Annotated in this window: 10 protein-coding genes and 8 pseudogenes; 6 read left to right on the top strand and 12 right to left on the bottom strand. The window is 33.9% G+C overall.

Annotated features, from left to right (window positions below; genetic code table 11):
* Positions 1–9: 9 nt before the first annotated feature.
* Entirely contained in the window at positions 10–1113 is a 1104-nt protein-coding gene (locus M1F17_RS04325) for a hypothetical protein (RefSeq protein ID WP_318837253.1), read from the bottom strand.
* Between the two features lie 9 nt (positions 1114–1122).
* Positions 1123–2118: a glycosyltransferase family 2 protein gene (locus M1F17_RS04320; protein ID WP_181468808.1), complete on the bottom strand. Its 996-nt coding sequence runs from the start codon at positions 2116–2118 to the stop codon at positions 1123–1125.
* Positions 2119–2614: 496 nt separating this feature from the next.
* On the opposite strand from M1F17_RS04320, the pseudogene M1F17_RS04315 reads away from it, so the two are divergent.
* Positions 2615–3190, top strand: a pseudogene (locus tag M1F17_RS04315) (IS4-like element ISVsa5 family transposase); the annotation flags it as partial.
* A 40-nt stretch (positions 3191–3230) separates the two neighbouring features.
* Here M1F17_RS04315 and M1F17_RS04310 read toward each other — a convergent pair.
* Both M1F17_RS04310 and M1F17_RS04305 read right to left on the bottom strand, forming a co-directional pair.
* Positions 3231–4466, bottom strand: a complete 1236-nt coding sequence (locus M1F17_RS04310; protein ID WP_272513648.1) for an oligosaccharide flippase family protein — start codon at positions 4464–4466, stop codon at positions 3231–3233.
* A 79-nt stretch (positions 4467–4545) separates the two neighbouring features.
* Positions 4546–4674 (bottom strand): annotated as a pseudogene (locus M1F17_RS04305) (IS4 family transposase); the annotation flags it as partial.
* An 82-nt stretch (positions 4675–4756) separates the two neighbouring features.
* On the opposite strand from M1F17_RS04305, the pseudogene M1F17_RS04300 reads away from it, so the two are divergent.
* A pseudogene (locus tag M1F17_RS04300) lies at positions 4757–5229 on the top strand (transposase).
* Here M1F17_RS04300 and M1F17_RS04295 read toward each other — a convergent pair.
* Positions 5225–5359, bottom strand: a pseudogene (locus M1F17_RS04295) (dTDP-glucose 4,6-dehydratase); the annotation flags it as partial. The pseudogenes M1F17_RS04300 and M1F17_RS04295 overlap by 5 nt on opposite strands.
* Positions 5360–5645: 286 nt before the next feature.
* On the opposite strand from M1F17_RS04295, the gene M1F17_RS04290 reads away from it, so the two are divergent.
* Positions 5646–6398, top strand: a complete 753-nt coding sequence (locus tag M1F17_RS04290) for an IS5 family transposase (RefSeq protein WP_220699178.1) — start codon at positions 5646–5648, stop codon at positions 6396–6398.
* Between the two features lie 55 nt (positions 6399–6453).
* Here the strand turns inward: M1F17_RS04290 and M1F17_RS04285 are convergent, their stop codons facing one another.
* From M1F17_RS04285 to tagD, 4 genes and pseudogenes are all read right to left on the bottom strand, one after another.
* Positions 6454–7191 carry a hypothetical protein gene (locus M1F17_RS04285; protein ID WP_220699179.1) on the bottom strand — a complete coding sequence of 246 codons (738 nt, stop codon included), beginning with the start codon at positions 7189–7191 and terminating at the stop codon, positions 6454–6456.
* Positions 7192–7269: 78 nt separating this feature from the next.
* Positions 7270–7967, bottom strand: a protein-coding gene (locus M1F17_RS04280; RefSeq protein ID WP_249999991.1) for an IS1 family transposase whose coding sequence is annotated in 2 segments (ribosomal slippage) — positions 7270–7718 and positions 7718–7967 — 699 coding nt in all. Because the reading frame shifts where the segments join, the coding sequence is not laid out codon by codon here.
* A gap of 150 nt (positions 7968–8117) precedes the next feature.
* On the bottom strand, positions 8118–8393 hold the full coding sequence (locus M1F17_RS04275; protein ID WP_249999988.1) for a hypothetical protein: 276 nt from the start codon (positions 8391–8393) through the stop codon (positions 8118–8120).
* A gap of 91 nt (positions 8394–8484) precedes the next feature.
* Positions 8485–8862 (bottom strand): annotated as a pseudogene (gene tagD / locus M1F17_RS04270) (glycerol-3-phosphate cytidylyltransferase); the annotation flags it as partial.
* Between the two features lie 222 nt (positions 8863–9084).
* On the opposite strand from tagD, the pseudogene M1F17_RS04265 reads away from it, so the two are divergent.
* A pseudogene (locus tag M1F17_RS04265) lies at positions 9085–9557 on the top strand (transposase).
* Here M1F17_RS04265 and M1F17_RS04260 read toward each other — a convergent pair.
* A pseudogene (locus M1F17_RS04260) lies at positions 9553–9687 on the bottom strand (dTDP-glucose 4,6-dehydratase); the annotation flags it as partial. The pseudogenes M1F17_RS04265 and M1F17_RS04260 overlap by 5 nt on opposite strands.
* Positions 9688–9973: 286 nt before the next feature.
* Between M1F17_RS04260 and M1F17_RS04255 the strand changes: the two are divergent.
* Both M1F17_RS04255 and M1F17_RS22560 read left to right on the top strand, forming a co-directional pair.
* Positions 9974–10726, top strand: a complete 753-nt coding sequence (locus tag M1F17_RS04255; protein WP_220699178.1) for an IS5 family transposase — start codon at positions 9974–9976, stop codon at positions 10724–10726.
* Between the two features lie 362 nt (positions 10727–11088).
* Positions 11089–11214 (top strand): annotated as a pseudogene (locus M1F17_RS22560) (integrase); the annotation flags it as partial.
* 66 nt (positions 11215–11280) lie between these two features.
* Here M1F17_RS22560 and M1F17_RS22555 read toward each other — a convergent pair.
* Together M1F17_RS22555 and M1F17_RS04245 are read right to left on the bottom strand one after the other, a co-directional pair.
* Positions 11281–12278, bottom strand: a protein-coding gene (locus tag M1F17_RS22555; RefSeq protein ID WP_372843076.1) for a transposase whose coding sequence is annotated in 2 segments (ribosomal slippage) — positions 11281–12026 and positions 12026–12278 — 999 coding nt in all. Because the reading frame shifts where the segments join, the coding sequence is not laid out codon by codon here.
* A gap of 371 nt (positions 12279–12649) precedes the next feature.
* Positions 12650–13561: a hypothetical protein gene (locus M1F17_RS04245; protein ID WP_220699181.1), complete on the bottom strand. Its 912-nt coding sequence runs from the start codon at positions 13559–13561 to the stop codon at positions 12650–12652.
* Positions 13562–13603: the final 42 nt, after the last annotated feature.

Genomic DNA, 13603 nt, shown 5'->3' with positions numbered 1-13603 from the left:
TATAAGCCATTAATTATTAATTAGTTCTCTATAAGGAACATGGAATTTAGAGTCATCATTCTGAATATAAAAAGATTGATAGTATAACAAAATAATAATAGTAGTGAATATAGGACTAGAAATTGAGGCAACAGAAAGGCCAATAAGAAAAAAAGGAAGTACCACATATATAAGAATACGTTTGTAATTAATTATGAGAATGAACTGAATCAGATAATATAATATAAACCCAATTAATCCTAACTGCAATAGCAATTGCAATATAACAATATGCGGGTCATATCCATTTAACTTAACACTAAAAAGGCCTGTTCCAAATAATGTTGTAAAAATATCACGAGATATCAACATTTCAAATCCACGTTTAATAAAATTGATTTTAGTAGAACCACTACCATCCATTTCTATCATGTGAATAATGAATGATGATGATAATATCATGCAAAATATTCCGATAGGTAATAAATATATTTTAATCTTTTTAGATAAACGGAAATAGATAAATAAGATAGTTGTAATAGATATAGCTGCTAATGATAAAGAAGATAATACGAGCATATACAGTACTATCATATAAATTAGAGTATATTTATAGCAAACTTTACGCAAAAATAAGCAATAAAAAAAAATCAAGGATGCATAAATACCAGAAAAGTTTGAATCCATATCAATTAATCCGAATTTATAAGCATATCTTCCTACATCGTTTTTTTCTATTGTATTAATAAAGAAACGATAATAACAATCCAAAAGCAAAATAAAAATACTAGTAATAATCGTACAGTGTGATAATTTTTCTAGTAGCCTTTTTGGTGGAGGAGAGAATATCAATATTGATATAAAAAGATAAATCCACCAGTAAGTGCCAGAAAATGCATTTAATTGAGGGTTAAGTAGTATATTATTAGAAAATAAATAAAAAATAAAAATAAAAATAAAAAATAATAATGTTATTTTTTTTTGGTTAAGGCTTAAATTAAAAGGAAAATAAAAAATAATTGCTATGGTCAAACCAACCAATGATAATATAGAGCCAATATTATCATATCCAAAAATATTTAAATAGAACAATGGAGGTATGCATAAAAAATAATAACTTAAATTCTTTGACATATTATATCTTTATTTATTAAGATGATGTTTTATTGAAATGAAAAAGCAATTTATATCTCTAATAAACTTAACCGTGTTTTTTGTACCTCTAATATTCAATAGGATCTTGATTAGAATGAATTTTACACTATGTAAGTTAAGTTGATATGGTATTTTACTTTTCTTCATCACACATATATACTCGCTTATGGCTTCATTATAAAACACATCATTAACATCGTATTTTCTAGATATTAACGTAGAATAATAATAAGCTTTAAGATAGCTAGTGTTCATATTTATTTTTTTTTGTTCGAAAAAATTATCTAATATAGAAAATACATATATGATATCATATATCTTGCGTATTGTTCCTGAATTCATTATGCTTTCGGAGTTTTGAATGTAATTATAATATGCCTTATCGATAATTCCAATTTTCTTAGAATAAAAAGATAACCTTGGTGTAGTTACTAAATCTTCTCCTAAAGATATATGTTCTGGGTGTAATATATCATTATCTTTATATAAAGATGTTCGTATTAGCCTATTAACACAATTAGAGATAACTTTGTTCTTACTCCAAAAATCCAAGTATTCTAAGTTTGTTATTATTTCTTTTGTCGGTAAATTTTCAATAGATTTTTTTTCTTTTTCAATACCATTCCATAACATATTTAAATTAGTAATAACCATATCAAGGTCATTTTTTTTTGCGTAACAATAAGTATCTAGGCAATAATCAGTATCAATCCAATCATCGCTGTCAACATGAAGAATATAATCTCCCTTAGCTTCTTCTATCCCACTATTTCTAGCGGATGATAATCCACCATTCTCTTTATTTATTATAACTATTCTATCATCAGAGTATTGGTTAATGATAGATAAGCTATCATCAGTAGAACCATCGTTTACAATAATTACTTCAATATCTTTTAGTGTTTGAGCAAGGATACTATCAATGCACTTTTTTAAGTATTTACTAGTGTTATATACTGGGACAATGACGCTTACTAATGGCATATTTATTCCTGATAGATAAGTTACTATTGAAAATATTGAATAAATGAAAAACCCATTACATTTTTAATAAGTTTTTTTTTATTTTTTTGTTAGAGCTATAAATGCTAAATTCTAGATATTTAAAGGTTTATTTTTCATTTTATTAGCACTTATTAAATCTTGATTGAGCTATGATTAATTTTTTTAAAATTGCTCATTAATGAATTATAAATTAAGATTAGTTTTGTTCTTTTTATTTCAAGGTGGACTAGGTAAATTTTTAGTAGTATCTTGCATAAAAAATTCATTTTAAGGTTATTTAACTTGAATAATATTTTGAATGTTTTAGATGTTTCTTTACTTTTAATTAAATAATTTGTTTCCGGATGTAAATTTATTGATACTTTAACCTGATGAATCCCCTAATGATTTTGATAAAAATCATTAAGTTAAGGTAGATACACATCTTGTCATATGTTCAAATGGTTTCGCGAAAAATCAATAATCGGACAACAAGATGTGCGAACTCGATATTTTACACGACTCTCTTTACCAATTCTGCCCCGAATTACACTTAAAACGACTCAACAGCTTAACGTTGGCTTGCCACGCATTACTTGACTGTAAAACTCTCACTCTTACCGAACTTGGCCGTAACCTGCCAACCAAAGCGAGAACAAAACATAACATCAAACGAATCGACCGATTGTTAGGTAATCGTCACCTCCACAAAGAGCGACTCGCTGTATACCGTTGGCATGCTAGCTTTATCTGTTCGGGCAATACGATGCCCATTGTACTTGTTGACTGGTCTGATATTCGTGAGCAAAAACGGCTTATGGTATTGCGAGCTTCAGTCGCACTACACGGTCGTTCTGTTACTCTTTATGAGAAAGCGTTCCCTCTTTCAGAGCAATGTTCAAAGAAAGCTCATGACCAATTTCTAGCCGACCTTGCGAGCATTCTACCGAGTAACACCACACCGCTCATTGTCAGTGATGCTGGCTTTAAAGTGCCATGGTATAAATCCGTTGAGAAGCTGGGTTGGTACTGGTTAAGTCGAGTAAGAGGAAAAGTACAATATGCAGACTTAATAGAATTTTTAAATTTTGCGTAAAAAATTAATTAACATATTATTCCTTAAGTAAGTTTTTATATTTTATACATTTTAAAGTTCTGTATAAACTAGTAATGAATGCATTCAATACAATAGCCCAACAAAGAGTACTTATAGTTACATATCCAAATTGGCTCATGAGTAAAATAAATGAGATATAAAAAAATGCAGCAATATAGATACTATTATTAAAATCTTTCTTTCTATCTATAAGAACTAATGCACAGTTTCCTAAAAAATATGAAAGTATATTTAACAAAGGTATAAAATACAATATTAATAAATAGGTATAAGATTTTGCCATATCATCGCCTGCGAATAAGATGATAAAATCCTCTCCAAACAAAAGCAATATGGGATATATTAGTAAATAAATAACTATTAAGTACTTAATAGTTGAAAATGTTACACCAAAGTTTTTTGTTCTTGCAATATAAGGATAGAGTACTTGATTTAGTAAATTTATAGGAATTAGTGCTAAATTAATTAGTTTTTCAGCTAGATCATAATAGGCAACCTGAGCAAATCCGATATAATTACCAATTAAATAGGTGTTTAATTTTAAAATTATAATGCCAATAGAACGAGATAATAAAAATGAATATGACTCTTTAATATCTTTCTTTATCCTTTTCAAAGATACTGGTATAAATTTCAATTTCAATTTAATGTTCACGAACCATAATGATAACATTCCATTAATCAAAGAAGAAAAAACCAATGCTAGAGGGAATGAATAAAATCCAATAAAAGTATAAGAGCCTATAAATATTATTAACAACATACATAATCTTGAAAAAAGATTAATTAATGCTGCATATTTTATTTTTTCCAAACCAAGATATAACCATTGTGAAAATAAAGCCTCACCCAATACAATAAAAAATAAAATATTAGAAAGATAATAGTTTTCATTTAACTTGCTATTAAAACAAATAAAAGTTTGGAATATTAAAAAAGATATTAAAACCAATAATAGTTTTATATAAGTTATACTACTATATATAATAGATAGTTTCTTCTTGCTATGAGCATTTTCTGATGCAATTCTAGTTCCATAAATGTTGAAACCAAAATCAACAATTATAGACATAAGCATAATTATACTTTGAATGAAAATGACTAATCCATAAGATTCTATACTGAATTTTCTAATTATGTATGGGTAATATATAAATGGAATTAATAACGTTACTATTTGTATAATACTTAAATAGGAAAAGTTACTGATTAATTTTTTTTTAATTGTCATCGTTAATATAAAAAAGATATAGGAATTGAAATTTCATCTGGATAAGGGTCAATAATATGCTTAGTACTGAGAGATCCCCTCATAATTTCCCCAAAGCGTAACCATGTTTGAATAGATTTTGAGTAAGCAGGGTTGCAGCCACGAGTAAGTCTTCTCTTGTTATTGTGTAGCCAGAATGCCGCAAAACTTCCATGCCTAAGCGAACTGTTAGTACCTAATAGTATCACTAAGAACCTATCCTAAAAGGGATTATCAGAATGTCGTAACAGGTAATTTCTGAAGGTGAAAATATGACAGGTAGCAGATGGCGTATCAGTTATGAACTCTGGGAAAAACTAGCACCGCTTATCCCTGAACACAAAACCAATCATCCGCTCGGCACTCACCGCAAACGAGTTGATAACCGTGCTACCATGGATACCATATTATTTGTACTCAAGACTGGCTGCCAGTGTAACGCGCTCAACGCCACTGGGATATGTTCAACGAGTTCTGCACACCGGAGCGGCGTGATGCAGGCTGGCTGAAAACCTATCTACAGAACCGTCGTTACGAGCCATATATTCAGTCCCGTAAAGAAGAGTCTGATGCCAGTAAAAACACGGACTTCAACGCCCATCGTTGGGTCGTCGAAAAAACGCACTGTTGGATGAATCGCTTTCGCCGAATACTGGCCCGATAGGATAAAAAGATCGAAAATTACGAGGCGATGTTGCATTTTGCCTGTGATCTCATCGTCTGGAATAAAGTCCTATTGAGATAGAGTCTAAGCTTCCTACAGAAGTTAATTTATCAACATTAATAAAGGTGTCATTGATGTTATTAGTAATTCAGCGAAAGCGAATAACTGCTGAACCAATAAAGCCTGCCCCACCAGTAACTAATATTTTCATTTTGGAATAATGAATCGAATTTTAATCATAGAAAACAGACACTGAAGTAGTTATCACATAATTTTTGTACGCTACCGCCCCGGGCTTACAGCTACCAGTTCACTGATTATTCTTAATTAACTCTAATAATTTTGGGGTATTATATCTAAATAAACTTGAGAAAGATAGTTTTTAAGCAAATTATCTATAAATCAGACTAGAGCGTGTTGATCTTTTCGGTATAAAAAGCAGACAGCAAATGGGGCTGTTATAATGGTTTCGCCAAAAATCAAAAAAACACCCCCAAATGCCGAGACTTATGTTAACAGATGATAGCTGGAAGTTACTATCAAAGATCATGCACCTAACCGGACGTATTTATAACAAACCAGCACATAGAATGACCCTTGAAGGTATTTTATTCCGAATAAGAACAGGCATTCCATGGCGCGATTTACCTCGTCAATTTGGTGAATGGAATACGGTATTTAGACGTTTTAACCTTTGGTCAAAGAAAGGCGTGATGATGGAAATTTTCCAATTTCTATCTCGCTTAAATGATCCTCAGTGGCTATTTATTGATGCCAGTATCGTGAAAACGCATCAAGATGGAGCCAACGTTAAAGATGCTTCAAAGCAGGCTATAGGCAAAAGTCGAGGCGGCAACTCAACTAAAATACATTTAGCGGTAGATAGCAGTGGTCTTCCGGTTCATTTTGAGTTGTCAGGTGGGCAAGCCCATGATGTGAGTTATGCAGAAACATTGGTTACCTCTTCACCGGAAGCCGAAGTTGTTATTGCAGATAAAGGCTATGACTGTGAAGCCTTACGACAGTTGATAAAAAGCCGTCGGGGTCAGCATGTCATCCCAAGAAAAGGGAATAGTAAACAAGGGAATAAAGATATTGATTGGTGCTTATATCGATATCGTCATTTAGTTGAAAATGCCTTCCTAAAAATAAAGAAATACCGAGCAGTGGCGACTCGGTATGACAAATTAGCCCGAAATTATGAAAGTGTTGTTGCTTTAGCATTTTCAATCATGTGGCTCCCAATGTGAGTCGATTGAAATATGCACTACAAAGATAAATACGCTCTAGAGATAATGTTTTTTTTCATTTGTTACTTAATAAGTTATTATCTAAGAGGTGTTTTTTAATATTTTCGCTACAACCAAAAGCAGTGTAGCTTTCTTTATTAATAAATTCGTATGATTTAAAGTCAATAAAGTTATTTTTTTTGGGGATCATCCAATCATTACCATAATGCCGAATAAAGATTTCTGGGCAATTATCAGGAATCGAAAGTTTTGAAAAATCATCTTTCTTTAATCCAAATATTGGATATTTAACTTGAAAGTAGGAAGTATAGATACTTTTCTCGATAAGAGTGAATTCTTTTTGTGCTCTTTCTTTTCTGAAGTTTGGACACCGATGAATATAATATTCATCATCACTGTCTAAATAGAATATATCAATTTTAGCACCATTTAAATCAAACGTTAATTCAACTAATTCTTTATCTACAACTGAAACTGCAATTAGCGCAGCCCCTTTATTTTCTATTTCTTCTATAAAATCAGATGTAAACACATTTGTGTTAGTGGTCGCAAAATCAAAGTCATCTGCATAAGTAATATTCTTTTCTCTATAAATACTTAACAATGTCCCAAAGAATGGGATCACTGGAACGCTTAGTGAATTTATTAGGTTAAAAACATTCTCTGCGTGGCTAGCCTGATTTATAATTTTCTTTTTAGGTCTAAATATATTTATAAATTTTAATAGACTAGCTGCTAATTTACTTTTATTTGGTAGGTTTATTAATGTTTGTTTTATTTTTTTCATGTTCATTTGGGTCAAGTATCCAATATGTTGATTTGTATTTTTATGAATGAATTTTGGTCACGTATCCAAAGGGTTGATGGCATTTCAAACGTAATACTCTCGCTCAATGAAAGTCCCAATGATCTTGTCATGCATGCCGGATGATTTTGAATACCCTAACGTCTTGCGATTAAGTCGTTTCAATCGGTTACGCAACGTCAGATTTTCACGCTCAATTCGCTGTGTGTATAGCTTTCCTAAAATATGTTTTTCGCTAGGGAGTGTCTCTTTGTTCGCCCTGTAACCATCCGTACACCAAAAAGCGATACGGAACCCAGACAGCAGTTTTAACAATTTCCCCAGTGTTTTCTTGCTTCGGGAACCAAATACATGAGCGATAATCCGCTTTAAGCGAGGCTCCCATGCATACCACAACCAACGCTGACGTTTTTTGTTACCGATAAATGACCACATCTCATCGACCTCACAAATGAGCTGAATTTGTAGGTTATCTAGGGGCAGTGTTGTTACATTCCGTGGCGAGAGTTTTTTAAAGTGCGGACGACGGCATTGATACTGATATGTAATGCCCTAGCGGTGTCACGAATACCCGCATTATTCATGGCAAGCTCAACCACTTGCTCTTTGATGCCGGGCTGACAAGCGTTGTAGGTATAATCGAGTTGAAAAGTGCGGCAACAGGCCTGACAGCGATAACGGGGATGACCTCCATTGCCGGTGCCATGTTTTTTAACAGGGGCGGTTAATCCACAGAATCGGCATTTTACTGAAATGGTAGCCATACTAAGCCTCAACAGAAAAGCTCAGTTTACCTCATTATCAACTCATTGAATACTCGACCATCAGCTGTTAATATATGAGTTATATTATTAATATCTATTTCATTAAAATATGAAAGTTTTTTATATGAATAAATATTTTCAGACTTTATTTTAATGCCCCCTACTTTCAAGGGTTTTCATCTTTTTAGGTATTCCATCAGATTTTTTAATCTCTTCCTCACTAAGCCAAACATATATTGACTTTGGAGGAAGAGATTGCCTAAGCAAACTTTCACAGGTTATATGTAATGTTTTTAATCTCTTATGGTATGAAGTTAAACTTATAACATAAGAAGACTGTGAGCTAGTTGTTGCATTTTTTAATTGGCAGCTATGATGTATTTGAGATATAATTGATTGTATCTCAAAATAGATTTTTTTATTCATTAATTTTTCATCGTGAAATGGCCAAAATAATTTCATTAACTTGAGATAGATAAGTTTCTATTTTTTTTAAATCATCTTTACTAATATTAGATAATTGTTTTTTTATATCTGTTGTTGAAATATTTTCTGTTCTTGGTAAATAAATTACATCGCAGAGAGGTTTTAAATAATCAAATTTACCCTTCCAGTCATCTCCGATAGCAAAAATGTTTGCATTATATTTTAAAATATCACTTTCTTTTTGTTCCCAATTATTTTCAGGAAAAACCAAATCAACATATTTGCAACTTAAAACTATTTCAGCTCTTTCTTCATAGGAAAAAAAAGACTTTTTGCCTTTAATGCTATTAAAAGAATCAGATGAAATGCCAACTATTAATCTATCACCTAACTCTTTCAATCTTTTTAGAAGTCTTATGTGACCAACATGAAATAGATCGAAAGTACCATATGTAATGATTGTTTTCATAAAAAAGCCCATAGTTACCGCACTGGGTTGTCGGACCCCAGAGCGCGATTGAGTTCTGTATATATGCTGATTGATTAAAATAATCAACATGTAATTCAGTTACAAGTACAACATATATATTTTTTATCACTTTTATATTACAAATATCAGCTGTGACCCTAAGAACCTATCCTAAAAGGGATTATCAGAATGTCGTAACAGGTAATTTCTGAAGGTGAAAATATGACAGGTAGCAGATGGCGTATCAGTTATGAACTCTGGGAAAAACTAGCACCGCTTATCCCTGAACACAAAACCAATCATCCGCTCGGCACTCACCGCAAACGAGTTGATAACCGTGCTACCATGGATACCATATTATTTGTACTCAAGACTGGCTGCCAGTGTAACGCGCTCAACGCCACTGGGATATGTTCAACGAGTTCTGCACACCGGAGCGGCGTGATGCAGGCTGGCTGAAAACCTATCTACAGAACCGTCGTTACGAGCCATATATTCAGTCCCGTAAAGAAGAGTCTGATGCCAGTAAAAACACGGACTTCAACGCCCATCGTTGGGTCGTCGAAAAAACGCACTGTTGGATGAATCGCTTTCGCCGAATACTGGCCCGATAGGATAAAAAGATCGAAAATTACGAGGCGATGTTGCATTTTGCCTGTGATCTCATCGTCTGGAATAAAGTCCTATTGAGATAGAGTCTAAGCTTCCTACAGAAGTTAATTTATCAACATTAATAAAGGTGTCATTGATGTTATTAGTAATTCAGCGAAAGCGAATAACTGCTGAACCAATAAAGCCTGCCCCACCAGTAACTAATATTTTCATTTTGGAATAATGAATCGAATTTTAATCATAGAAAACAGACACTGAAGTAGTTATCACATAATTTTTGTACGCTACCGCCCCGGGCTTACAGCTACCAGTTCACTGATTATTCTTAATTAACTCTAATAATTTTGGGGTATTATATCTAAATAAACTTGAGAAAGATAGTTTTTAAGCAAATTATCTATAAATCAGACTAGAGCGTGTTGATCTTTTCGGTATAAAAAGCAGACAGCAAATGGGGCTGTTATAATGGTTTCGCCAAAAATCAAAAAAACACCCCCAAATGCCGAGACTTATGTTAACAGATGATAGCTGGAAGTTACTATCAAAGATCATGCACCTAACCGGACGTATTTATAACAAACCAGCACATAGAATGACCCTTGAAGGTATTTTATTCCGAATAAGAACAGGCATTCCATGGCGCGATTTACCTCGTCAATTTGGTGAATGGAATACGGTATTTAGACGTTTTAACCTTTGGTCAAAGAAAGGCGTGATGATGGAAATTTTCCAATTTCTATCTCGCTTAAATGATCCTCAGTGGCTATTTATTGATGCCAGTATCGTGAAAACGCATCAAGATGGAGCCAACGTTAAAGATGCTTCAAAGCAGGCTATAGGCAAAAGTCGAGGCGGCAACTCAACTAAAATACATTTAGCGGTAGATAGCAGTGGTCTTCCGGTTCATTTTGAGTTGTCAGGTGGGCAAGCCCATGATGTGAGTTATGCAGAAACATTGGTTACCTCTTCACCGGAAGCCGAAGTTGTTATTGCAGATAAAGGCTATGACTGTGAAGCCTTACGACAGTTGATAAAAAGCCGTCGGGGTCAGCATGTCATCCCAAGAAAAGGGAATAGTAAACAAGGGAATAAAGATATTGATTGGTGCTTATATCGATATCGTCATTTAGTTGAAAATGCCTTCCTAAAAATAAAGAAATACCGAGCAGTGGCGACTCGGTATGACAAATTAGCCCGAAATTATGAAAGTGTTGTTGCTTTAGCATTTTCAATCATGTGGCTCCCAATGTGAGTCGATTGAAATATGCACTACAAAGATAAACACGCTCTAAAAATAATTAAAAATAATCATCCAAAAATAGCCCGGATTTTGGAAATTAGCATCTTATGGTTTTATTTAGTGCTATTCAAATTATCATTACACTCAACAATCCCCCTGTTGGATTAATTGTTGAGTTACATGTTACATAATTTCCTGTATCACTAGAATTACCTAAATTGTAAAACAGTGGCAGCTATTCATCAGGGTACTGATAATATTCTGTTTCTTTCGCTCCAACTTTTACCATGCATTAAATGCTGCCCGTCACAATATTTAAGCCATCTATTTGCGATTGTCTGGTTAATCACTTCATAGGGAAAATGACCTTTCTCGAGCAGGCAATCCATAGCACTTATAACAATGCTCAGTATATGGATGGACGTAAGGAAATGATGCAGTGGTATGCGGATGAGTTAGAGGGGAGTTTGGGAAATGTGGTTAGTGTGAATTTTAAGTGATCATTAGCCATCTTTACCGAAGGATGGCTAATTTCTATTTTTTATAGTGAAGTGATGCTGTTCGCTCTATTTTACAAGCTGTAGTTGGGGCTTGTGCCTATTACGTTCAATACCCGATTCGAACCCAGCACCAGTAATTGCTTCCATAAAGAAAGGATTGTTAAATGTTAGTGCGTTTACTTCATCAGGAGGGAATCTTAATTGTTCGAGAATCTCGGTTCGTTTTATGCCTTGAGTACGTAATGTTGAAAAAACTTTTTCCAAGATTAATGATTTTTCACGCTCAGGCATTCCTTGGGGTTCTCCAGTACGAAAGCCTCGACGATTAAGTTCTATTGATAGTTGTCGATAATGCCATTCTGTAGACAAGCCTACATCAAAGGTACGGCGCACTAAGGCAGCCAATGAAACTTTCCAATTTTTCTTCAATAAAATGAGGTGATCTAATTTTGGCATTCTTGGTATGGAGGCTAATATGCTACGTTCAGGCATTAAGAATGCGGATGCAAAGCGGTCTGCATCTTGTTCAGCTAAACGACAATAAACACGATAAACTCGTTTATGATTAAAGGGATAGCCTTGAAATCTTAACCGGAAATAGCATTTCCAGAAACCTGACTGAGGCGATTTTGCTAAAACAGTTTGTATGGCATCAATCACCACACCGTCTTTTTTACGCCAATCAACGGGTTGACGGTAAAACGTTGTTCGGGATAACGACGTTAACTGACAAGCCTTAATGACTGATAAACCTGCCTGTTTTAACGATTGAGCGCAGGACTTTTTCTCAGCCACTACCAACCCTTTTTTGCAAAAAGTTCCTTCATCGCATGATTTTCAAGGCTAACTTCTGCAAACATTTTTTTGAGCTTAGTATTTTCGTCTTCTAGTTCTTTTAATCGTTTAACATCATTAGCTTCCATACCACCATACTTTGATTTCCAATTATAATAAGTGGCATTGCTAATCCCATTTTGACGGCAAATATCGTCCACTTTCATACCAGAATCAGTCAGCTTTAAGATATTAACGATTTGAGTTTCAGTAAAACGGACTTTTTTCATCATGACCTCTGCAAATTTTAGGGCAGAAAATCTAATTATAGCTGTCTTATTTTAGGGGAAGTGGACATGGGCATACCGACTCAGTTCGGCAGAATGAACAAACTGAAATGTCACGAGGTCATCGAGCATGTTGGAACGGATTCTTACCAGTGGCATATTGCCCTGTACGAAAAACTAAAGCATAAAGGAAAGGTATAAAAAAGCTGAAATCGGCGATCGGTATGATATGCTGATGGTAACTGGAGTTGCGAGCGTGTCTGAGGGGACGCGCGGCGCGAGGGGTTCCCCCAGAGCGGGGTCTATAAATCCACCAGCAAAATGCCGCACTAACCCTGCGGCATCTTCGTATTTAGATCTTAAAACTAAGAATACTAAACATGCCATTTAGAATAGATAAATACACCTAAAGCGATACCCATTAGAGTGAAAAAAATGTTCTGGTTATATACCCCACCTAAGATAATAGGCGCACAGAAAACAGCTATAGTTATAATTACGAGCTTGTTATTTTCTGATTTTTTCTCTTCTTCATATAACCTGTAATTCAAATCATTTTCTTCTTCGTTAAAGTCCCATGATGTCTTTTTGGTGGGGGCGATATCACTTGGTCTGTTGTAATCAATGCGGGAAGGCTTAAATTCATTCGCTTTATAATTCAGAATGATTTTATCAACAAAGTTTGAAATTATATAAAAGGTATTATATTCCGATTGGATATATTGGAACATGTCACTATCGGATAGTGCCGTCAGTTTTCTAAATTGATTATTTAGTTGGTTTGGGGATTCGACATGAAAGCTATTTATATAACAATTTTTTACTAGCATATCAGTTGGGATTATATCTGTTTCTGGAAAAAAATCCTTAAAAATAACCAAAGGGATTCTGTCCTTGTTTATTATCTCACCATGCACAACGGAATGCAGTTCTTTAGCGATGTCACTGAATCGCATCAGGATTGCCAAGAAGTCATTTAAACACTCTTTTCCCTTTAAAGTATTTTGGTCATTTGTGAGGCTGGGGTACTTATCAAAAAGTTGGCCTAAATTTGAATAATAAAAAATATTGAATATAACGTTCTTTATCTCGGGGCTGGCTACCAATTTCCCCTCAGTGTTAACATGAGCTAATCCATGAAGTTCGAAGCAAACTAAAACCTCATATCTAACCCTGTTTTTAACCTCAAGGGGCTGTTCGCTTTCCGAGATAATAAGCAGTAGTTTACTTAGATAATTAAAAAGAGTGGTTTCAGTTGCAAGGTAGAAGTTATTATTGTTTTCCAAAATTTAAGCCCTTTCAAAATCCAGCCGTTAGCGATATTTTAA

Source organism: Providencia sp. PROV073 (assembly GCF_033688125.1).
In the GTDB taxonomy this organism is placed as follows: domain Bacteria; phylum Pseudomonadota; class Gammaproteobacteria; order Enterobacterales; family Enterobacteriaceae; genus Providencia; species Providencia hangzhouensis.
The sequence above is the reverse complement of the archived record's forward strand: the minus strand, read 5'-3'. Positions and strand labels throughout refer to the sequence as shown.